The organism is Janthinobacterium sp. C22, from assembly GCF_057919405.1.
This window is the reverse complement of sequence record NZ_CP193659.1, coordinates 212,617-234,715: the sequence shown is the minus strand read 5'-3', so window position 1 is coordinate 234,715 and position 22,099 is coordinate 212,617. Positions and strand designations below refer to the sequence as shown.

The following is a 22,099-nucleotide window of genomic DNA, read 5'->3' as shown; positions in this document are numbered from 1 at the left end:
TTCTTCGCTACACAGAAAGCACGATTCATTTTGCATGACACGACCCATTTGATGGCTGCCGATTCCGATGTTTGCCCCACCTGCGGGCAAGTGATCCAGCCGCCACCGGCCTACGGGTCCAGGACCAGCACCACGCGCAAGGTTGCGCTCGGCGTGTCCGTCTTGCTGCATGTGCTGCTGGCGGCGTATGTGCTGCTGCGCAGCGACACCATCGAAAAGATTCCGCCGCCGAAGAAGGAAAGCGCGATGGTCTACATCGCGCCGCTGAAAGACAAGCCGCAACCGAAGCCGCAGCCGAAACCCACGCCCAAGCCGAAGGACACGAAAGTGGCCAAGGTGAAACCGCCGCCGGCCCCGAGCAAGCGCGTGGTCACAAAAGATGTGCCGCGCGACAAGCCGAAACTGGAAACATTCACGCCGCCGCTGGTATCGAAAGTGCCGCTGCCGCCGCCGCCCGCTGAAGACATGAGCTCGATGATCGAGCAGCGCCGCAAGCAGCGCGAGGCGCAGAACCCCGCGCCGCCGGCCGAGGAAAGCGAAAACGACCGCGCCATGCGCGTGGCCAAGGCGAATATCGCCGGCGCGCAGGGACGCAATTCCGGCAGCGACCGCGAGGATTCGGGCGGCGTGTTTTCCATCGTCAACCAGACCTCGTTCAGCGCGGAAGTCAAGTTCAAGGGCTGGAACGGCAACTTCAAGCGCAACTGGCTGAAGCAGGAAAAAGTGGAACTGGGCAATGAGCCCGATATCGAAACGGCCATCATCAAGAAGATGATCCAGCTGATCCGTGCCGAAAAGCCCGGCGATTTCGTCTGGGAATCGCGGCGCCTGGGACGTAACGTCAACCTCAGCGCCCGTGTGGAAGATACGGCCGAGCTGAGCGCCTTCCTGCGCCAGGAATTCTTTTCCGAGAAGCGGCCAGGACCGGGACGGCGCTAGGCGCCAGGAACGCGCCGCAATAAAAAAGGCTGCACCGTGTGAACGGGCAGCCTTTTTTACGTTGTGTTGATGTCGATCAAGCCGGTTTGTCCGACTCCGGCTCGACGTCGTCTTCCATGTCGATCAGGTCAACCATCTGGGCCGCGCCGTCTTCGCTGATGCCGGCCAGTTCCATGATCTTGTCGTTGGCTTCGTCGATGCCGACTCTTTTCAAGGCCGAGAACAGTTGCACGGTGAACGGGAAGCCGACGCCGTCTTCATCCACATAGCTGTCGAGCTTGGCTTTCGCCTGGCGCAGTGCGTTGACCGATTCATTGCGGTTCAGCTTATCGACTTTCGTCAGGATGCAGTGGATCGGTTTGCCCGTCGGGGCGAACCATTCCAGCATCTGGATGTCCAGGTCGGTGAAGGGACGGCGCGAATCCATGATCAGGATCAAGCCGGCCAATTGCTCGCGGCGCTGCACGTAATCGCCCAGCAGGCGCTGCCAGTGCAATTTCGCCGAGCCCGATACTTCCGCGTAGCCGTAGCCCGGCAAGTCGACCAGCAGACATTCGATCTCTTCGACGATGGTGGCATCCTTGCGGTGCTGCGCCACGTGGGCGCCGCCGATGGAGAAGTAGTTGATGTGCTGGGTACGGCCAGGTGTCTTGGAGGCGAACGCCAAGCCTTTCTGATTACACAAGATATTGATGGCGGTCGATTTACCGGCATTGGAGCGGCCGGCAAAGGCGATTTCCGGCACCGTGGTATCGGGCAGGTCACGCAATTGGTTGACGGTCGTAAAGAAGCGGGCTTGCCAGAGTTTTGACATGGGAGTAGTAAAGCAACAAAAGGGAGCGATAAGGGAGCGATAACGCCAAGAAGCTATTGTACAATAAGGGGTTGTTTATTGTTGCCGGCGTAGCAGCGATGCGGCTTGCGGCCCTGAAAATAAAGCAAAAATCCCCAGGGCGCGGCAATGTCCACCACTAATTTCTCACTGTCTCAGGGTGCCTGAATGAATCGTGCGTTTTCACCGTTTATCAAATCCATGCTGCTCGCTTTGCTGGCTGTATCGGCAACTGCCTCCGCGGTCGAAGCACCGAAACCGGCCGTCAAGGCTGACGCTGCCAAGGGCGCTACCCTGTACGCCGATGGCGATGCGGCGCGCGGCCTGCCTGCCTGCGTCTCCTGCCATGGCGCGGCCGGCAATTCGACCATCACGGTCAATCCGAAGCTGGCCGGTCAGCACGAAAGCTATATCTACAAGCAACTGGTCGACTTCACCACGCCGGAGCGCAACCAGCCCGTCATGACGACGTACGCCAAGATGCTCAGCGACGCCGACAAGAAGAATATCGCCGCCTACCTGGGCGCGCAGCTGTCCAAGCCGGGCGCCGCGAAAAACAAGGATACGATCGACCTGGGCAAGAAAATCTACCGTGGTGGCATTGCTTCCAAGCAAGTTGCCGCCTGCGCCAGCTGTCATGGCGCGACGGGCAATGGCATTCCCGTCCAGTATCCGCGCATCGCCGGCCAGCACCAGGATTACACGGTGGCCCAGCTGACGATGTTCCGCAGCACCAAGGCGGACGCCCGCAAGAACAGCGCGCAAATGCACACCATCGCCGCCCGCATGTCGGATGACGAGATCGCCGCCGTGGCCGACTATATCGCCGGCCTGAAGTAAGTTTTCATAGTGGCAAGAGATTGCCAGGCGCAGCAGCGCGCGTGAACAAGGGCGGCCGTTTCCACAGGCTGCCCTTTTTCATGGCAGGGGCCAAACAGGAGTATGCTGCCGCCTTGCGCGGAGAAACACTCTGCTCCATGCCTACATTTTCTTGAAGATTGCATATCCCGTATGAGTATCCACGTATGAGCACAGGCACGACCGGAATCGAGTTAAAGACCCAACGCCGCAGCCTGGCTGAATTCGTCGAGCTGGTCTCGTCGATGCGCTTTGCCATCAGCCTGCTGACCCTGATCGCCGTCGCGTCCATCATCGGCACCGTGCTCAAGCAAAACGAGCCCATGCCCAATTATGTCAACCAGTTCGGCCCGTTCTGGTTCGCCGTGTTCGACAAGCTGAGCCTGTATTCCGTGTATTCGGCCTGGTGGTTCCTCGTGATCATGGGTTTCCTCGTCGCCTCGACCTCGCTGTGCATCGTGCGCAATGCGCCGAAGATGCTCAAGGACATGCGCAGCTGGCGCGAAACCGTGCGCGAGCAATCGCTGCGCAATTTCCACCACAAGCTGGAATGGCAGGCACCGCTGCCGCGCGCCGTGCTGGCGCAGCAGATGGTGATGCGCCTGAAAGACGCCGGCTACGGGGCCAAGGTGGTCGAGAAGGACAACGCCACCCTGGTGGCGGCCAAGCGGGGCGCGGCGAATAAATGGGGCTATATCTTTGCCCATGGCGCCATCGTCATCATTTGCGTGGGCGGCTTGCTCGATTCGGAAATGCCGATCCGCGTACAGCAATGGTTCTTTGGCAAGACGCCGTTTTCCGGCAGCGGCGTGATCGCCGATATTCCCGCCCAGCACCGCTTGAGCCTGTCGAATCCTACTTTCCGCGGCAATACCATGATTCCGGAAGGCTCGTCGAGCAACACGGCCATCATTCCCCAGGCCGATGGCGTGCTGATCCAGGATCTGCCCATCACCATCCTGCTGAAGAAATTCCACATCGATTTCTACAGCACGGGCATGCCCAAGCTGTTCGCCAGCGATGTCGTCATCACCGACCATGCAACGGGCGAGACGTTCCCGGCAACCATCAAGGTCAACCAGCCGCTGCTGTACAAGGGCCTGGCCCTGTACCAGTCCAGCTTTGAGGATGGCGGCAGCAAGCTCAAGTTGACTGGTTTTCCCATGACGGGCAAGACGACGAAACGCTTCGATATCGGCGGCGAAGTGGGCGGCAGCACGCCGCTCGAGCGCAGCGACGGCAATTCCTACACGGTGGAATGGTCGGGTTTCCGTCCCTTCAACGTGGAAAACCTCAGCGCGGGCCAGGACGTGCGCGCCGTCAACAAGACGGAAAGTTTCAACGAGAAATTCTCCGTGGGCCTCGATAAACGCCTGGGATCGGCGGCGAAAAACGCCAACAACAAGGATCTCAAGAACGTGGGTCCGTCGGTGCAATACAAATTGCGCGACAAGACGGGCCAGGCGCGCGAGTACCAGAACTATATGCAGCCCGTCACGGTCGATGGCACGACGGTGTTCCTGGCCGGCATGCGCGTCAACCCCAGCGACCCGTTCAGCTATCTGCGCATTCCCGCCGATGACAATGTCAGCGTGAATGAGTGGATGCGCTTGCGTGCCGCGCTGCAAGATCCCGCGCTGCGCCAGCAGGCGGCCGCCCGCTATGCGGCGCGCGCCATGCCGCAGGCGAACGCGGAAGCCTTGCGCGGCCAGTTGCAGGAATCGGCGGCGAAAAGCCTGGGCATCTTTGCCGGCAATGGACAAGAGGGCGGTTTCCTCGCCATTTCGCGTTTCCTGGAGAAAATTCCTGCCGCCGAGCAAGAAAAGGCGGCCGATATCTTCATGAAAATCCTCAATGGCAGCCTGTGGGACTTGTGGCAGGCGGCGCGCGCCCAGGATGGCTTGAAAGCCATCGAGGCCGATGACAAGCACGGCCGCTTCCTGCAGCTGGCCACGAATGCGCTGTCCGACAGCTTCTTCTATGGCGCGCCCGTGTACCTGCAACTCGACGACTTTACGGAAATCAAGGCGTCCGTGCTGCAGGTGACGCGTTCGCCGGGCAAGAGCGTGGTCTACCTCGGTTGCCTGTTCCTCGTGATCGGCGTATTTTCCATGTTTTATATCCGCGAGCGCCGCCTGTGGGTGTGGATCAAGGATGGCGAGGGCGGCAGCGAAGCCCTGATGGCCATGAGCACGCAGCGCAAGACGCTGGATTTTGAAAAAGAATTTGAGACTTTGAAGGCAAAGCTGCCGCAATCGGCGTAAGCTGCGCTGTGTCCGGGACGCTGCAGCGTTGCCGGGAATGGAGAAAATGATGGAATTGGCAAACAAGCAAATATATACGCAGGAACCAGGATTTTTCAAGCGCCTGAGCCTGATCGATTGGCTGTATGGCGCCGGCTTGCTGGCCGCCTCGCTGTTCGGCCTGATGCGTTTTGGCGCCTTCATGGATATCTATGAAAAGGTCATCCTGCTGGCCGCGGCGCCCACGTTCGCGTGGCTGGGCTGGTACTGGAAGCCCGTGCGCTGGCTGATCCCGCTGGCGGCCGTGCTGTCGCTGTTCGCCATCGAGCTGTACGCGGGCCACCTGGACATGGCGAACCAGAAATTCTTCCTGAAGTACATCTTGTCGAGCCAGTCCGCCATCCTGTGGATGGGCACCCTGTTCGTGCTGTCGACCCTGTTCTACTGGATCGGCCTGGTGGCGCGCTCGGAATTCGGCTCCTCCGTCGGCTCCCTGCTGTGCTGGGCCGGCGTGGTGCTGGGCCTGACGGGCATGCTGGTGCGCTGGTACGAGTCTTACCTGATCGGTGCCGACGTGGGCCACATTCCCGTGTCGAACCTGTATGAAGTGTTCATCCTGTTTTCCCTGATCACGGCCATGTTCTACCTGTATTACGAGCAGCACTATGCGACGCGCCAGCTGGGCGCCTTCGTCATGCTGGTCATTTCGGCGGCCGTCGTGTTCCTGATGTGGTACACGGTCACGCGCGACGCGGCCGAAATCCAGCCGCTGGTGCCGGCACTGCAAAGCTGGTGGATGAAGATCCACGTGCCTGCCAACTTCATCGGCTACGGCACGTTCGCCCTGTCGGCCATGGTGGCGGCGGCCTACCTGCTCAAATCGAGCGGTTATCTGGTCGACCGCCTGCCGTCGCTGGAAGTGCTCGACGACGTCATGTACAAGGCTATTTCCGTGGGCTTCGCTTTCTTCACGGTGGCGACCATCCTGGGCGCCCTGTGGGCGGCCGAAGCGTGGGGCGGCTACTGGTCGTGGGACCCGAAGGAAACGTGGGCGCTGATCGTCTGGCTCAACTATGCAGCCTGGCTGCACATGCGCTTGATGACGGGCTTGCGCGGCCGCGTCGCCTCGTGGTGGGCGCTGGTGGGCTTGCTGGTGACGACGTTTGCCTTCCTGGGCGTGAATATGTTCCTTTCTGGATTACATTCTTACGGCAAGCTTTAATTGTTTTTTGCATGACAGAAGCGTCATGAACGGCCCGGAAAAACTGGTGTAAGGTATATCCAATCACCTTTTTCCGGAGCCGCCATGTTGATCCAGCGCAGTCCCAACGGCATCGAGTTGCCGTATTCTTCCGAAATCACGCCGCGCGCCGTGTTTGAATCGCGCCGCAGCTTCATCAAGCAAGTGGCGCTGGGTTCGATCTCCAGCGCGGCCTTGCTGGAAATGGCCAGCCGCGAAGCGTTCGCGCAAGGCACGAATCCCAAACTGGCAGCCAAGCTCAATCCCGCCTATTCGGCGCTGGACAAGCAGACGGCCTATAAAGACGCCACCAGCTACAACAATTTCTACGAATTCGGCACAGACAAGAGCGACCCGGCGCAAAACGCGGGCACCCTGCGCACACGGCCGTGGACGGTCAGCATCGAAGGCGAAGTCAAGAAACCGATGACCCTGGACCTCGACGCGCTGCTGAAGCTGGCGCCGCTGGAAGAGCGCGTCTACCGGCTGCGCTGCGTGGAAGGCTGGTCGATGGTGATTCCCTGGGTCGGTTATTCCTTTTCGGAAATCATCAAGAAGGTCGAACCGACGGGCAATGCCAAGTACGTGGAATTCATCACCCTGGCCGACAAGAAGCAGATGCCGGGCGTGGGTAGCCGCGTGCTGCAGTGGCCCTATACGGAAGGCTTGCGCATCGACGAAGCGAACCATCCGCTGGCGCTGCTGACCCTGGGCATGTATGGGGAAACCTTACCGAACCAGAACGGCGCGCCTGTGCGCATGGTGTTGCCGTGGAAATATGGCTTTAAATCGGCCAAATCCATCGTCAAGATCCGTTTCGTCAAGGAACAGCCGCGCACGTCCTGGAACCTGTCGGCGCCGTCCGAATACGGTTTTTATTCCAACGTGAACCCGAACGTCGATCATCCGCGCTGGTCGCAGGCGTCCGAACGGCGCATCGGCGAAGACGGTTTTCTCGCGCGCAAGCGCAAGACCCTGATGTTCAACGGCTACAACGATGTCGCTTCCTTGTACGCGGGCATGGACCTGAAGAAGTTCTTTTAAGGAAAGACCATGGCCATCAATCCCTCGACCAGGCAGTTGTCGCTGTTGAAAAGCCTGATCTTTTTGCTGGCGCTGCTGCCATTCGCGCGCATGGTCTGGCTGACGTACACGGGCCAACTGGTGGAGCCGCTGGAATTCATCACGCGCGGCACGGGCGACTGGACCCTGTATTTCCTGTGCATCAGCCTGGCGGTGACGCCCTTGCGCCGCTTCACCCAATGGAATTGGCTGATCAAGCTGCGGCGCATGCTGGGCCTGTTCGCGTTTTTCTACGCGGCGCTGCACTTCACCACGTTTTTATGGTTCGATCACTTTTTCGATCTGCAGGAAATGTGGAAGGATGTGCTTAAGCGGCCGTTCATCACGGTGGGCTTCATTGCCTTTGTGTTGCTGATTCCGCTCGCGGTGACGAGCACGAACGGCATGGTCAAGCGCCTGGGCGGCAAGCGCTGGCAGTGGCTGCACCGGCTGATCTATGTGATCGCGCCGCTCGGCATTTTGCACTTCTGGTGGATGAAGGCGGGCAAGCACAATTTCGCGCAACCGATCCTGTTCGGCTGTATCGTCGCGCTACTGCTGTTAATTCGCGTATATTTTGCCTGGAATAAGCGCGTCAAAACTGCCAGGGCGGCGCATGCCGCCACCCCGGTGCGTTCCGTTTAGGTCGCCGGCACGATCACCGGTGGCGGCGGCACGGGGGCCGGTTCGACGGGGCCTTTCGCCGGTGCGCCTTTCGCCGCTGGCGGCTTGGGCAGGTACAGTGGACCGGGCTGGCCGCAGCCGGCCAGAACGCTAGAAACCACAATGGCGATGCCGATATAAAACGCTGAGGATGACTTCACGATTAGAATCACGGTTTGATTAAGATCTTTGGAGTGTAGCATGAGCGAATCGGAATTCCTGGCCCTGGCCGAAGCCACCCTGACCCAGATCGAGGCGGCGCTGGACCGGCTGAACGATGAAGATGTGCTCGACGTCGAATGCAGCCGCAGCGGCAATGTGCTGGAAATCGAGTTCATCGATAACGGCACGAAAATCATCGTCAACAGCCAGGCTCCCATGCGTGAAATGTGGGTGGCCGCCCGTTCCGGCGGTTTCCACTACAAGCGCGTGGGCGACGAGTGGATCAACACGCGCGACGGCTCGGAACTGTTTGCGGCCTTGTCCAGCATGGCCAGCGAGCAGGCCGGCGCGCCCGTGGTGCTGAAGTAACTTTCACCGCGGCAATAAAAAAGGGCAGCCTGCATGGGCTGCCCTTTTTGCTTGCGTAGGTCGGATGAGCGGGGCAATGCCACGCGTAATCCGACAACATGTGGCGCCGGCGTGGTGTCGGGTTGCGGCCTGCGGCCTAACCCGACCTACTCCATGCGCTGCCGTCAGAATAACTCGTTCTTGACGGCTTCCTTGGCTTTTCTTCCTCCGGCGTGCCGCGCGCCGCGCCTTCCAGGCTGCCCACGCCCGTGCCCGGCGGATTTTCCGCATAGTAGTACTCGTCGCCCACGTGGATCAGGCCTTCCGGCACGGCGCGTTCCTCGACGGGAATACTTTTCAGGGCTTTCGCCATGTAGCTGATCCAGATCGGCAAGGCCAGGCCGCCGCCCGTTTCCCTGTTGCCCAGGTTGCGCGGCTGGTCGTAGCCGATCCAGGCGATGCCCACCAGCTTGGCCTGATAGCCGGCGAACCACGCGTCGATGGAATCGTTGGTGGTACCCGTCTTGCCTGCCAGGTCAGGGCGCTTCAGGGCCATGGCCTTATTTGCCGTGCCGAAGCGTACGACGTCGTTGAGCATGCTGTTCATCATGAAGGCATTGCGCTCGTCGATGACGCGGTTGGCTTCCTCGCCGGCCAGGTCCGGCTTGGCTTGCGACAGGATATTGCCGTCGCTATCGGTCACCTTGGCGATCAGGTACGGGTTGATCTTGTAGCCGCCGTTGGCGAACACGGCATACGCACCCGCCATCTGCAGCGGCGTGACGTTGCCGGCGCCCAGTGCCAGGGTCAGGTACGGCGGGTTCTTGTCCGCGTCAAAGCCGAAGCGCGTCGCGTATTCCTGGCCATACTTGGCGCCGATCTTGTGCAGGATGCGGATGGAAATCATGTTCTTCGATTTCATCAAGCCCTTGCGCATGGTCATCGGGCCGTCGTATTTGCTGTCGTAGTTCTTCGGTTCCCACGCCTGGCCGCCCGTCTGGCCCGCGTCGAACGAGATCGGCGCATCGTTGATGATGGTGGCCGGCGACAGGCCCCGTTCCAGCGAAGCGGAATAGATGAAGGGCTTGAAGGCCGAACCGGGCTGGCGCCACGCCTGCGTGACGTGGTTGAACTTGTTGCGGTTGTAATCGAAGCCGCCCACCATGGCGCGGATGGCGCCGTCCGTGGTGCTGGCCGAGACGAACGCCGATTGCACTTCCGGCATCTGCGTCAGGACCCAGGCGTTGTTTTCCTGCATGACGCGGATCACGGCGCCGCGCTTGATGCGGCGGTTCGGCGCCGCTTTTTCCGACAGCCAGGCCGCGCCAAAGGTCAGGCCGGGGCCGGTAATGGTGATTTCCTCGCCGGCCGAGGTGACAGCCTGCAGCGATTTGGGCGAGGCTTGCAGCACCATGGCGGCGATGATGTCGTCGCTGTCCGGGTGGTCGGCCAGCTCCGTCTCGATCGCGTCATCGGCTTCGGCCTTGGTTTTCGGAATCTCGATATACGCTTCCGGGCCGCGGTAGCCGTGGCGTTTTTCGTAATCCATCACGCCCTTGCGCAAGGCGATGTAGGCGGCGTCCTGGTCGGCCTTGGTAATGGTGGTGTAGACGTTCAGGCCGCGCGTGTAGGTGTCTTCCTTGAATTGCTCGTAGACCAGCTGGCGCGCCATTTCCGACACGTATTCCGCGTGCACGCCGAAGGCGCTGCTGTCGGTCTTCACTTTCAGCTCTTCATTCTTGGCTTCCGTGTATTGCTCTGGCGTGATATAGCCCAGCTGCGCCATGCGTTGCAGGATGTATTGCTGGCGCATGCGCGCGCGTTTCGGATTGACGACGGGGTTGTAGGCGGACGGCGCCTTCGGCAAGCCGGCCAGCATGGCCGCTTCGGCCACGGTCAGGTCCTGGATATTCTTGCCGAAATAGATTTGCGCGGCCGAGGCGAAGCCGTAGGCGCGCTGTCCCAGATAGATCTGGTTCATATACACTTCGAGGATCTGGTCCTTGCTGAGGTTTTTCTCGATCTTCCAGGCCAGCAAGACTTCATACGCCTTGCGTTTCAAGGTCTGTTCGCTGGACAGGAAGAAATTGCGCGCCACCTGCTGCGTGATGGTCGAGGCGCCTTGCTTGGCGCCGCCCGTCAGGTTGTGCAGGGCCGCGCGCGTGATGCCCAGGTAATCGACGCCGCCGTGTTCATAGAAGCGGTCATCTTCGATGGCCAGCACGGCTTTCTTCATGACATCGGGAATATCCTTGATGTGCACCATGTTGCGCCGTTCCTCGCCGAACTCGCCGATCAGCACACTGTCGGACGTGAACACGCGCAGCGGCATCTTGGGCTTGTAATCGGTCAAGGTATCGAGCGCCGGCAGGTTCGGATAGGCCATGGCCAGGCCGAAGACCACCAGCAAGACGCCGACGATGCCCAGGCCCAGCAGCGATGCCAGGGCCATCAGCAGAAAACGTTTGGGTTTGCTGCCCTTGGTGGGCGGCTTCGAGCCAGCGGGGCCAGCGGATTTTGAAGATGTCATGCGTCGTATGTCTTTCGGTTAATTATGCCGGCCAATTATAAGCGAGCTTGCCGGGGTGGCAGCGCGCCGTGGCGCTTGCCGGGGGAGTGTCGAAACTTGCCGATACTCTATATAAGCGTGTATCGGCCCGCTGGCAACCAGGATTTGGTAACAATTATCCTGCGCCAGATCACGGCCCCGCCAGATAGGCGCCGCGCGCCGCAGACACCGGCGTGAAATCCGTTTACAAGCCAGCGCCGCCGGGACTAGGCTTGCGGATGGCAGGACCTCCTTCCACGCTGACGTTTCTCTATGAAAAACATGTCCATCAGCAGTTTTCTTGGCGTCGGCTTGCTGGGCGTCGACATCGCGGACGATGCCGTGCGCGTGGTCGAGCTGAGACGCCGGCGGGGAACACTGTCGTGCCGGCATTACGGCAGCGCCGCGCTGGCTGCCGGAATGATGCTTGACGGCAATGTCGAAGATTTGCCAGGTCTGGCTGCCGGCCTGCGCCTGGCATGCCGCGACAGCGGCAGTGGCTGCACGCGCGTGGCGCTGGCCATGCCGGCCACGGCACTGATCACGCACGCGATCCGCCTGCCCGCCGGGCTGCCGGAGGAACAGCTGGAAATCCTCGTGGAACTGGAAGCGGGACAATACATGCCGTTTGCGCTGGAAGACGCCAGCCTGGATTTTTTCATTCTCGGCCCCGCGCCGCCGCTTGCCGGCCAGACAGGCAGCGAGATCGACGTGCTGTTGGTGGCGGCGCGGCGCGCCAGCGTGCAGCGCCGTCTGGATGCGGCCAAGGCGGCCGGGTTGACGCCAGTCATCATGGATAGCGAGGCGCTGGCGTGCCAGGCGGCCGTTGCACAAGGGGGATGGCAAGCGCTGCCCGATGGCGGCCTCAGCTATCAGTTGGCCTGGGGCCTGGCCATGCACCGGTACGCCCGATGAAGGCCGTGGTGGAAGTGCCATGCATCAACCTTTTGCCGTATCGCCAGGCGGCACGCCGCAGGCGTATTCAGCTGCTGCTGTGGCAACTGGCCGGCGGGGCGCTGCTGGGATTGCTGCTGGCCTTGGCGGCAGGCGCCTGGCTGCAGCATCAGCTCGACGCGCAGCTGCACCGCCAGGAGGGGTGGCGCAATGCCCTGCAGCAAGTCAATACCGTTCTCGCCACCGGCAAGCGGGTGCAGGGTGAAACGGCGGCCCTGCTGCTGCGCCAGCAGGCTATTGCCCGTTTGCAAGAACAGCGCAATGCCTGGGTGCGCATGTTGCAAGCCTTGGCCCAGGCGATGCCGGCCGGCGTGGCCTTGCATAGCGTGCGCCAGGAAACGGTGATGGTGCGCCTGCAAGGGCAGGCCGCTTCACAGGAAAAGGTCGCGGCATTGCTGCTGGCGCTGGCGCAGGCCGCGCCCTGGTCCCTGCCGGAAGTGATGGAAGTGCGCGGCGCGGCCGATGGCGCCGTGGACTGGACGATACGGCTGGCTTTGTCACCCGCTGGGCAATCTTAGTCGTGGAGGTTGATCATGCTGAGCTTGAAGATCGCGTCGCTGTGGCCGTTACCGGCGCGCCTCGCTTGCGCTGCCCTGGCCTGTACGCTGGTGGCCGCCCTGCTGCACCTTGCGTGGCTCGATGGACTGATGGCTGCCGTGCGTCTGGCGCACGGAGAGGAGGGCCGCCTGCGCGCCGCTTATCTGGCGGCGCAGACCAGGGCCAGCCAGTTGCCGCAGTGGCGCGCGCAGCAGCGCCAGGCGGGCGCCGAGCTGGCGCTGCTGGAACAGCAATTGCCCGACCAGCAAGCGATGGCGGTGCTGTTGACGGACATTAACGCCGCCGGCCAGTCGCGCGGTCTGCAATTTTCACTGTTCAAGCCGGGCGTGGCGCGGCCGCAAGCGCCGTATGTCGCCTTGCCGATCACCATCCAGTTGCGCGGCGGCTATCACGCCATGGGCGCGCTGCTGGCGGACCTGGCGCGCCTGCCGCGCATCGTCACTGTGCATGAACTGGCCTTAACCCTCGGCAAGGATCGCTTGCTGACCCTCGATGCCGTGCTGCAGGCGTATCGCCTGCCGGAAGCGGGGAGCGGGCGGCGCAAGCGGCATTGCCGCTCAAGGCGGACGCGCCCGTGGCTGTGCCGGCATGGCGTCCGCTTGCCGCTGTCGCGCCGCAGCCCTACGATGCTGCCGCCCAGGCCGATCCATTTGATGCCTTGACGCCCGCGCCCGTGCTGGGACAGCGGGGCGGTGTGGCGGGGCCCGACCCCCGCCGTGTGCGCGAACCGCTGGAAAGCGTCGCCTTGCCGGCCATCCGCATGGTCGGCAGCGTGCAGCAGGACGGGCGCCTGAACGCGCTGCTGCTGGCGGGCCAGCGCGTGTACCGGGTGGCGGTGGGCCAGCATCTGGGGCAAGACCACGGCGTGGTGACGGACATCAGTGAACAGGCCGTGCAGTACCGTGAATTGCTGCGCGAGGCGGACGGCCCCTGGCGCGAGCGGCGCGGCAGCCTGACCTTGCAGGTGGCGGGGGCGAAGGCCGGCCTGCCGGAGGCGGCGCCATGAGGCCGCGCCGCATGCTCCTGGCCGCCATGCTGTGTCTGCATGCCTGCGGCCTTGCCCAGGAGGCGGTGGTGCACGTGTCGGCCCCGCGCCCTTACGCGGGCGAGAAGATATCCGTCGATTTCCAGAACGTGGGCGTGCGCGCGGCCCTGCACATCCTGGCCGACGCGTCCGGGCAAAACATCATCGCCAGCGACAGCGTGGCGGGCAATGTGACCCTGCGCCTGCGCGATTTGCCGTGGGACCAGGCGCTCGACGTGCTGCTGCAGGCCAAGGGCCTGGACATGCGGCGCAATGGCAACGTGCTGTGGATCGCGCCGCGCGAGGAAATCCTCGCGCGCGAAAAACTGGAGCTCGAAACGCGCGCGCAGATCGCCGAACTGGAACCCTTGCAATCAAACATCTTCCAGCTCAACTACCAGAAGGCCGAAGCGTTCCGCACCGTGTTCGGCCTGGACGCGGGGAAGGGCGCAGCCGGCTGCTGTCGCGCCGTGGCAGCGTGCTGATCGAGCCGCGCACGAATCAGCTGTTCGTCACCGACGTGCCGGCGCGCCTGGAACAGATCCGCCAGCTGATCGACAAGACGGATATCCCAACCCGACAAGTGATGATCGAGGCGCGCATCGTCGAGGCGAACGACAGTTTCAGCCGCAACCTGGGCGCCCGTCTGGGTTTTACGGACCAGCGCCTGGCGGCGGGCCAGGTGCCCGGTTTTTCATTGGGCGGCAGCGGGCGACGGGCGGCCATCGGCGGCACGTATCAGGGCGTGGGCGAGGCGACGGGGCAAACGGTGGCGGGCGCCGGCGCTTTCGTGCCGAACACGCAGTTCGTCAACTTGCCGGCCGCCAGCATCAATGGCTTGCAGCCGGCCAGCTTCGCCCTGAGCCTGTTTTCGGCGGCTGCCAACCGTTTTTTGAACCTGGAACTGTCCGCGCTGGAAGCGGACGGCAGGGGCAAGATCATTTCCAGCCCCCGCGTGGTAACGGCCGACAAGGTGCTGGCGCTGATCGAGCAGGGCATCGAACTGCCTTACCAAGTGGCCACCAGCAGCGGCGCCACGTCGATCACGTTTCGCAAGGCGAATTTGCGCCTGGAAGTGACGCCGCAGATCACGCCGGACGGCAACGTGGTGCTGGAAGTGGACGTCAACAAGGATAGCGTGGGCCAGGAAACCCGTTCCGGCTTCGCCATCGACACCAAGCACGTGCGCACGCAGGTGATGGTGGAAGACGGCGGCACGGTGGTGCTGGGCGGCATCTACCAGCAGTCGGAACGGGGCACGGACAGCAAGGTGCCGCTGCTGGGCGACATCCCCGTGCTCGGTGTTTTTTTCCGCAGCAGGGGCCGCAGTCAAGAAAAACGGAACTGATGGTGTTTATTACGCCGAAAATAGTGGCAGATCGGCCAGCAACACGTTAATGTCACATCTTTACGTTTAAGTAACAATGCAAACGAAAGCGGACTGATGGCGACTATGCGGAATTTTTCTTTTGGCAATATTTCTTGGAGTAGGGTATCGAATTGGCTGGCTTTGCTGGTCATTGGCACTGTACTGGCCGCGTGTGGCGGCGGTGGCGGCGATCCGACCCTGGGCGTCAAGGATGGCGCGAATGCCGGTGTCGGCAGTGTGGTACTGGTGGCTGGCGCAACGACGATTGTGGCTTCGGGCGCGGACGGCACGGAAGTCGTGCTGACGGCAGTGGTGAAAAATCCCGGCAATAATGCCATGGCAGGCCAGACGGTGACCTTCACGGCCAGTTCCGGTACCATCAGCAACACCAACCGCGTGACGGACGCGAATGGCACGGTGACGGAAAAACTCAGCGTGAAAGGCGATGCGAGCTTGCGCGACATTACCATCAAGGCCAGCAGCGGCGGCATCGAATCGGCCCCCGTGGTGGTCAAAGTCGTGCCCGTCACCTCCGGCATTGCCAGCTTGCTGCTGACGTCTTCCGGCGGCACCCTCGCTTCCTCGGGCGGTACCGCCGTCAACATGATCGCTTTTGTCAAAGACGCCAACAATGCCGTCGTGCCTAATGCCAGCGTGACGTTCAGCGCCGATTCGGGCGCGCTGGGTGCGACGAAGGTCAATACCAATGCCCAGGGACAGGCGCTGGTCAGCCTGAATACGGGTGGCGACGCCAGCTTGCGCACGATCAAGGTCACGGCCAGCGCCGGCGCACAGACGGCCAGCACGGACATCGGCGTCAGCGGCACCCGGCTGGTCATCAGTGCCTTTTCGACGGTCAACCTGAAGACGAGCACCGACATGGTGGTCAAGCTGGTCGATTCGAGCGGCAATCCCCTCGTTGGCAAGCCGGTGACATTCAGCGCCCGCAGCAATGCCATCACGGTCAAGGGCGGCGGCGCCAGTCCAGCGCTGACCGACAACAACGGCCAGCTGGTGTTGAGCTATAACGCCCAGACGGGCAGCAGCGACAGCATCAGCGTCAAGGCGCAGGGTGACAGCGTCGTGTTGCCAATTGCAATTAATGCATCGAACTTCACGATCAATGCCGTATCGGGCAGCAATGTTGTGTTAGCGACCCTGAACACGAATACCTGTTATGCGGTGACGGTGCATAGCGATGTGGCTGGCGTGCCACAAACGGGCAATGTGCGTTTCAGCACGTCGCGCGGCGCCATCTACCAGGATGCCGCCTGCGGCACACCATTGCAGGCGCCGCTGGCGCTGGTGGGCGGCAATGCCATCGCCTACGTGAAAGCCAGCGGCGCCGGCCTGACCGCCCTGACGGCGAAGTACGAAGACAGCGGCGTCTTGGTGCAGTCGGAAGTGGAGTTCGTTGCGCCACTGACGGCCCAGGCCACGATCAGCCTGCAAGCCGACCCGGCGGTCATCGGCGCCAACACGGCCGGCAGCACGGCGCAGCGCAGCGCCTTGCGTGCCATCGTGCGCGATGGCACGGCGGAAAACAACCTGGTCAAGAATGCGCAGGTGAGCTTCTCGATCCAGGCCGATGCCAGCAATGGCTCCCTGAGTTCCCCTTCGCTGGTTGCCACTGACAGCGATGGCGTGGCCACGGTCAGCTATATCGCGGGGCAGGGCACCACCGGCGTCGATGGCGTCGTTGTCAAGGCACAACTGCAGGGCGTGTCGAGCAATGCCGCCACGGTCAAGCTGACGGTGACGAAAAAATCGCTGTTCATCAGCGCCGGCAGCGGCAACGCGCTCGACGCCTCCGACAGCAGCACCTACCGCAAGACGTATAGCGTGTTTGTGACGGATGCCGCCGGTAATCCCGTGCCGGACGTGATCATCACGGCCGCTGCCTGGCCCCGCTATTATTACAAGGGTTATTTGCAATATTCCCTGCTTGCCCAGTCGTGGATAGTCGTCAGGACAGCGAACGCATGTGACAATGAAGACCGAAACCGCACTGGCGCCTTCGATCCGAATAACGACCTTAACCTGAATGGCCGTCTCGACCCGGGCATTCCGCTCAATCTGTCGACCGGCGGCAAGACGGACAGCTCGGGAACGGCGATGGTTACCCTGACTTATCCGCGCGACAGAGCCAACTGGCTGGACGTCGAATTGACGATTCGCGGCAATAGTTCCGGGACGGAGGCAACTTATGTCGGTTACACTTTGCTTCCGGGGCTGGCTACGGACTTTAACCGCGTGGATGTTTCACCTCCAGGCGTCATTAGTCCGTATGGACAAGCCACTGATTGTCGTAATCCAAATTAACTGTCGCAGCACATGCAAAATCTGTTTTTAGTAGGCCTCATGGGCGCAGGCAAGACCACAATCGGGCGCATCCTGGCCCGCAAGCTGGGCTTGCGCTTTGTCGATTCCGACCACGAAATCGAGGCACGCACGGGAGCGACCATCCCGTGGATCTTCGAAATCGAGGGTGAGGCCAGCTTTCGCCGGCGCGAGGCCGAGGTCATCCGCGACCTGAGCGCCCAGGAAGGCATCGTCATGGCCACGGGCGGCGGCGCCATCCTCAACGCCGACAGCCGCGCCTACCTGAAGGAGCGGGGCACGGTCGTCTACTTGCGCGCCAGCGTCAGCAACATCCTGGCGCGCACCAGCCACGACAAGAACCGCCCCCTGCTGCAGACGGCCGACCCGCGCGGCAAGCTGGAAGAATTGACGGCGCAGCGCGAGCCCCATTACATGGAAGTGGCCGACATTGTGATCGACACGGGCCGTCCTAACGTACAATCGATGGTTCAGACCATCCTGATGCAGCTGGCCAGCCTCGAGTGCGAGGCCTCGCCCAACTGCGTCATTCATGCAGAGCCTTCGATGAACGAGCAATCCAAAATGTTGTTGAGCGTAGACCTCGACGAACGCAGTTATCCTATCGCCATCGGTCCCGGCCTGCTGGCCGACGCCGATGCGCTGCTGCGCCATATCAGCGGTCACAAGGTGGCCATCGTCACCAATACCACCGTCGCGCCGCTGTACCTGGGCCGCCTGCAGGCGGCGCTGGCCAGCGATGGCCGCGAAGTGATCAGCATCGTCCTGCCGGACGGCGAAGAATATAAAAACTGGGCCAGCCTGATGCAAATCTTCGATGCGCTGCTGGCCAATAAATGCGACCGCAAGACCACCCTGGTGGCGCTGGGCGGCGGCGTGATCGGCGACCTGACCGGCTACGCGGCCGCGAGCTACATGCGCGGCATCGGCTTCGTGCAGGTACCGACCACCCTGCTGGCGCAGGTCGATTCCTCCGTCGGCGGCAAGACGGGCATCAACCACCCGCTGGGCAAGAACATGATCGGCGCCTTCTACCAGCCGCGCGCCGTGATCGCCGACACCTCGACCCTGGAAACCTTGCCGGCGCGCGAGCTGTCGGCCGGTCTGGCCGAAGTGATCAAGCATGGCGCCATCATCGATGCCGCGTTTTTCGACTGGATCGAGGCGAACATGGCCAAGCTGATGGCGCGCGACAAGGGCGCGCTCGCGTATGCGATCGCCCGCTCGTGCGAAATCAAGGCCGACGTGGTGCGCCAGGACGAGCGCGAAGGCGGCTTGCGCGCCATCCTGAACTTCGGCCATACCTTCGGCCACGCCATCGAGGCGGGCCTGGGCTACGGCCACTGGCTGCACGGCGAAGCCGTCGGCTGCGGCATGGTGATGGCGGCCGACCTGTCGTGCCGCATGGGCTATATCGACCAGGCGGCAGTGGAGCGAGTGCGCGCGCTGGTGGCCGCCGCCGGCCTGCCGGTCAAGGCGCCGGACCTCGGCGTCGACCGTTGGCTGGAATTGATGGAAGTGGACAAGAAGAACGAGGGCGGCGCCATCAAGTTCATCCTGTTGAAACCGCTGGGCAGCCCGAACATCACGTCCGCGCCGCACGAACTGGTGTTGGCCACCCTGGCCGCCGGAGTGCAATAACATGCTGCCCGAAGACTTCCTTGCTCCCTATGCGGCCCATTCGGCACAGGGGCAGGGACGTCGCTTTTCCGAGGCGGCGCACGCCTCGCGCAGCCAGTTCCAGCGCGACCGCGACCGCATCATCCATTCCTCGGCTTTCCGCCGCCTCGAATACAAGACCCAGGTTTTCCTCAACCACGAGGGAGACCTGTTCCGCACGCGCCTCACGCACAGCCTGGAAGTGGCACAGGTGGGCCGCTCCATCGCGCGCAACCTGCGCCTGAACGAAGACCTGGTCGAAGCCATCGCGCTCGCGCATGACCTGGGCCACACGCCGTTCGGCCACGTGGGCCAGGACGTGCTCAATGAGTGCATGCAGGCGCACGGCGGTTTCGAGCACAACCTGCAAAGCCTGCGCGTGGTCGACACCCTGGAAGAGCACTACGGCGCTTTCGACGGCTTGAACCTGATGTTCGAGACGCGCGAAGGCATCTTGAAGCACTGCTCGCTGGCGCATGCGCGCGAACTCGGGCCCGTGGCCCAGCGCTTCATCGACCGCACGCAACCGACGCTGGAAGCGCAGCTGACCAACCTGGCCGATGAAATCGCCTACAACAGCCACGATATCGACGATGGCCTGCGTTCGGGCCTGATCAGCATCGCCCAGCTGGAAGAAGTGGCATTCTTCGGCCGCCTGTGGCGCGACGTGCAGCAGGCGTTTCCAGGCCTGTCGGGCCGGCGCGCCATCTACGAAACCCTGCGCCGCCTGATCACGGCCCTGGCCGACGATCTGATCGTCACGTCGACGGCCCTGATTGCGGACGCCGCTCCCCGCGATGTCAGCGAAGTGCGCGCCAGCCCGCCGCTGATCCGTTTTTCGGACGCCATGCGCCGCGATGCGACGGAGCTGAAGCGCTTCCTGCGCGCGAACCTGTACCGCCACTACCAGGTCAACCGCATGCGCGTCAAAGCGAGCCGCATCGTGCGCGAACTGTACGACAGCTTCATGGCCGAACCGGCGCTGCTGCCGCCCGATTATCAGGTCAGCGGCGATGATGTGACAAAGCAGGCGCGCAAGATCGCCGACTACATCGCCGGCATGACGGACCGCTACGCGATCCGCGAGCACCGCCGGCTGTATTCTCTCGACGAGCTGTAACGGTCACTGCGTGGACTGCATCCCCGCCTTCATGTCGGGTTACGCCGTGCCGGCTAACCCGACCTACCAATGCAAGCGGTCATGGGGAATCTGACGTAGGTCGGATTAGCGCAGCGTAATCCGACATGTCTGCGCGATACCACGACACTTCATGCCAGCAAGGTTGTCGGATTACGCGCTGGCGCGCCTCGGCGGCCCCGCTAATCCGGCCTACTCCGCATTGTCGATCCTGTCAATCGGCATGATCATCTAGGTTCCCGCACGATCACCCCAATACCCCTGTAGCCCCTTCTTTTCTATCATGGCAGCAAGTCAACAAGGGCTTGCCGCCCATAGTCAAGGAGAGTGTCATGATCGAATCGCGCCGCAGTTTCTTGCGCGCCTTGCCCGCCATTACCGTCGGGGCAGCCATCGCGCCGCTGCCCGGCAAGGCCGCCACCAGGGGCGAGGGCGGGCAGCGTTGGGCGATGGTGGTCGACGTGCAGAAATGCATCGGCTGCCAGGCGTGCACGGTCTCCTGCATCATGGAAAACGCCGTGCCGGAAAACAGCTTCCGCACCGTCGTCTCGACCTATGAAGTCAAGGAAGAGAACCGCTGCGGCACCTACATGCTGCCGCGCCTGTGCAACCACTGCGCCAATCCTCCCTGCATCCCCGTCTGTCCCGTGGGCGCCACCTTCCAGCGCAAGGATGGCGTCGTCGTCGTCGACGGCGACCGCTGCGTGGGCTGCGCCTACTGCGTGCAGGCCTGCCCATACGACGCGCGCTTCATCAACCACGAGACGGGCAAGGCCGACAAGTGCACGTTCTGCGCGCACAGGGTCGACGAAGGCCTGCTGCCGGCCTGCGTGGAAACCTGCGTGGGCGGCGCGCGCATCTTCGGCGACCTGAATGATCCGGACAGCATGGTGCACCAGCTGCTGACCGAGAACAAGGTGAAGGTGCTCAAACCCGAGCAGGGCACCCAGCCCCACGTGTTTTACCTGGGACTGGACACGCGCTTCGCCGGCCACGTCGAGGGCGAAGCGACTCTTTGGCAACCGAGCAAACACGGGAAATAAACCATGGACAGCCACATCACCGAAATTGTCAACGTCACGCGCGAAGCGGCATGGCTGCCGTGGGCGGTGCAGTATTTTTCCTCATCGGTCTCAGTTACGGCAGCTTCATGCTGACCCTGCCGTATTTCGTCTTCGGCCGCAAGGCGTATGAACGCCTGGGGCGCATCGCGCTGCTGGCGTCCCTCGTCTGCGGCATGACGGCGCCCGTGGCGCTGCTGGCCGACTTGCACGGGCCGGGCCGCTTCTACCATTTCTATATTTACTTCCAGCCGCAGTCGTGGATGTCGTGGGGCTCGTTCTTCATTCCCCTGTATCTGGGCTGCCTGATGCTGTACGCGTGGCTGGCGCTGCGCGTGGACTTCGCCACGCGGGGGCAGGGTCAGGACCGCCTGGCCTTTGCCTATCGCCTGCTAGGACGTGGCGGCGCCGCATCGCGCAAGGCCATCGTCACCGCCGCCGCCTTCACCTTGCTGGCCGCCTTCGTGGTGGGCCTGTACACGGGCATGGAAGTGATGGTGGTGCGCGCCCGTCCCCTGTGGTTTACGCCCTTCCTGCCGGCGCAATTTGCCGCCACGGCCTTTGTCGGGGCGGTGGGCCTGGCGCTGCTGTTCAACCGCTTCCTGCCGGGCCGCGACCAGGCGCTGGAAGTGTCCTTGAACCGCGCGCTGGCCCTGTCGCTGGCGCTGGTGCTGGCCCTGGGCGGCGGCTGGCTGTTCGTCAGCCTGTCCGGTGTGAGCGCCAGCCACAGCATGGCCTTTACCCAGGTGGCCGGCATGCCGCAATGGCAGTTCACGGCCGTCTGGGCCGTGCTGTCGTCCATCGTGCCGATGGCGCTGGCCATCTGGCGTCCCGCCACGAGTGGCCTGGTCAATGGCCTGATCGCGCTGCACAGCGCCTGGATGATGCGCTGGACGATCTTCATCGGCGGCCAGAACATCCCGAAAACGGGCGCGGGCCTGTACGACTACCACCTGCCGATGGGGAACGACGGCTTGATGGGGATTATCGGCACGGCGGGCCTGTGGATCGCGCTGCTGTTGCTGATGCTGGAATTTTTGCCATGGGCCGGACGCGTCGTCGCTGCACGCAGCCGTCCCGCCATGGCCACGCACTGAGGAG

18 protein-coding genes and 2 pseudogenes are annotated in these 22,099 nt (G+C 62.6%); 17 read left to right on the top strand and 3 right to left on the bottom strand.

The genetic code is table 11. The features are described from left to right. Positions 1-51 precede the first annotated feature (51 nt). Positions 52-939 (top strand): hypothetical protein, encoded by an 888-nt coding sequence (locus ACRHIG_RS00995; RefSeq protein ID WP_489629139.1) that lies wholly within the window; start codon positions 52-54, stop codon positions 937-939. A gap of 76 nt (positions 940-1,015) precedes the next feature. On the opposite strand, the gene yihA is transcribed toward ACRHIG_RS00995, so the two are convergent. Further along, positions 1,016-1,753, bottom strand: coding sequence for a ribosome biogenesis GTP-binding protein YihA/YsxC (gene yihA, locus ACRHIG_RS00990; RefSeq protein WP_070221698.1), 738 nt, complete (start codon positions 1,751-1,753; stop codon positions 1,016-1,018). A gap of 186 nt (positions 1,754-1,939) precedes the next feature. Here yihA and ACRHIG_RS00985 point away from each other — a divergent pair, with 186 nt between their 5' ends. From ACRHIG_RS00985 to msrQ, 5 genes are all read left to right on the top strand, one after another. Beyond that, on the top strand, positions 1,940-2,611 hold the full coding sequence (locus tag ACRHIG_RS00985) for a c-type cytochrome (protein ID WP_152252303.1): 672 nt from the start codon (positions 1,940-1,942) through the stop codon (positions 2,609-2,611). 185 nt (positions 2,612-2,796) lie between these two features. Beyond that, positions 2,797-4,893 (top strand): cytochrome c biogenesis protein ResB, encoded by a 2,097-nt coding sequence (locus tag ACRHIG_RS00980; RefSeq protein ID WP_489629138.1) that lies wholly within the window; start codon positions 2,797-2,799, stop codon positions 4,891-4,893. A gap of 49 nt (positions 4,894-4,942) precedes the next feature. Then, positions 4,943-6,094, top strand: coding sequence for a c-type cytochrome biogenesis protein CcsB (gene ccsB / locus ACRHIG_RS00975; protein WP_475413771.1), 1,152 nt, complete (start codon positions 4,943-4,945; stop codon positions 6,092-6,094). Positions 6,095-6,178: 84 nt separating this feature from the next. Continuing rightward, positions 6,179-7,156, top strand: a complete 978-nt coding sequence (gene msrP / locus ACRHIG_RS00970; RefSeq protein ID WP_489629137.1) for a protein-methionine-sulfoxide reductase catalytic subunit MsrP — start codon at positions 6,179-6,181, stop codon at positions 7,154-7,156. A gap of 9 nt (positions 7,157-7,165) precedes the next feature. Next, on the top strand, positions 7,166-7,819 hold the full coding sequence (gene msrQ, locus ACRHIG_RS00965) for a protein-methionine-sulfoxide reductase heme-binding subunit MsrQ (protein WP_475413749.1): 654 nt from the start codon (positions 7,166-7,168) through the stop codon (positions 7,817-7,819). Here the strand turns inward: msrQ and lptM are convergent. Further along, entirely contained in the window at positions 7,816-8,040 is a 225-nt protein-coding gene (gene lptM / locus ACRHIG_RS00960; RefSeq protein WP_099409297.1) for an LPS translocon maturation chaperone LptM, read from the bottom strand. The genes msrQ and lptM overlap by 4 nt on opposite strands. Between lptM and cyaY the strand changes: the two genes are divergently transcribed. Next, positions 8,039-8,368, top strand: a complete 330-nt coding sequence (cyaY, locus tag ACRHIG_RS00955) for an iron donor protein CyaY (RefSeq protein WP_092802037.1) — start codon at positions 8,039-8,041, stop codon at positions 8,366-8,368. The two genes, lptM and cyaY, sit on opposite strands and share 2 nt — an antisense overlap. Positions 8,369-8,532: 164 nt before the next feature. Here the strand turns inward: cyaY and ACRHIG_RS00950 are convergent. After that, positions 8,533-10,877 (bottom strand): annotated as a pseudogene (locus ACRHIG_RS00950) (penicillin-binding protein 1A). 291 nt (positions 10,878-11,168) lie between these two features. Here ACRHIG_RS00950 and pilM point away from each other — a divergent pair. From pilM to nrfD, 10 genes and pseudogenes are all read left to right on the top strand, one after another. Further along, complete coding sequence (gene pilM, locus ACRHIG_RS00945; RefSeq protein WP_489629136.1) at positions 11,169-11,810, top strand: pilus assembly protein PilM; 642 nt, start codon at positions 11,169-11,171, stop codon at positions 11,808-11,810. Then, the gene (locus tag ACRHIG_RS00940) at positions 11,807-12,367 is read left to right on the top strand and encodes a PilN domain-containing protein (RefSeq protein ID WP_489629135.1); all 561 of its coding nucleotides are present in this window, start codon (positions 11,807-11,809) and stop codon (positions 12,365-12,367) included. Before pilM ends, ACRHIG_RS00940 begins: the two co-directional genes overlap by 4 nt. 15 nt (positions 12,368-12,382) lie before the next feature. Continuing rightward, positions 12,383-13,069: a type IV pilus inner membrane component PilO gene (locus ACRHIG_RS00935; RefSeq protein WP_489629134.1), complete on the top strand. Its 687-nt coding sequence runs from the start codon at positions 12,383-12,385 to the stop codon at positions 13,067-13,069. Further along, entirely contained in the window at positions 12,982-13,413 is a 432-nt protein-coding gene (locus ACRHIG_RS00930; protein WP_489629133.1) for a pilus assembly protein PilP, read from the top strand. Before ACRHIG_RS00935 ends, ACRHIG_RS00930 begins: the two co-directional genes overlap by 88 nt. A 92-nt stretch (positions 13,414-13,505) precedes the next feature. Beyond that, positions 13,506-14,829: pseudogene (locus tag ACRHIG_RS00925) on the top strand (type IV pilus secretin PilQ); the annotation flags it as partial. Between the two features lie 112 nt (positions 14,830-14,941). Then, positions 14,942-17,122: an Ig-like domain-containing protein gene (locus ACRHIG_RS00920; protein WP_489629132.1), complete on the top strand. Its 2,181-nt coding sequence runs from the start codon at positions 14,942-14,944 to the stop codon at positions 17,120-17,122. Positions 17,123-17,161: 39 nt separating this feature from the next. Next, entirely contained in the window at positions 17,162-18,781 is a 1,620-nt protein-coding gene (gene aroKB / locus ACRHIG_RS00915) for a bifunctional shikimate kinase/3-dehydroquinate synthase AroKB (RefSeq protein WP_489630909.1), read from the top strand. Position 18,782: 1 nt separating this feature from the next. Then, a complete protein-coding gene (locus ACRHIG_RS00910) occupies positions 18,783-19,919 on the top strand; it encodes a deoxyguanosinetriphosphate triphosphohydrolase (RefSeq protein ID WP_489629131.1) in 1,137 nt (378 codons plus the stop codon). A gap of 350 nt (positions 19,920-20,269) precedes the next feature. Then, entirely contained in the window at positions 20,270-20,980 is a 711-nt protein-coding gene (gene dsrO, locus ACRHIG_RS00905) for a sulfate reduction electron transfer complex DsrMKJOP subunit DsrO (protein ID WP_475413757.1), read from the top strand. A gap of 50 nt (positions 20,981-21,030) precedes the next feature. Continuing rightward, the gene (nrfD, locus tag ACRHIG_RS00900; protein WP_489629130.1) at positions 21,031-22,095 is read left to right on the top strand and encodes an NrfD/PsrC family molybdoenzyme membrane anchor subunit; all 1,065 of its coding nucleotides are present in this window, start codon (positions 21,031-21,033) and stop codon (positions 22,093-22,095) included. The last annotated feature ends 4 nt before the right edge of the window (positions 22,096-22,099 follow it).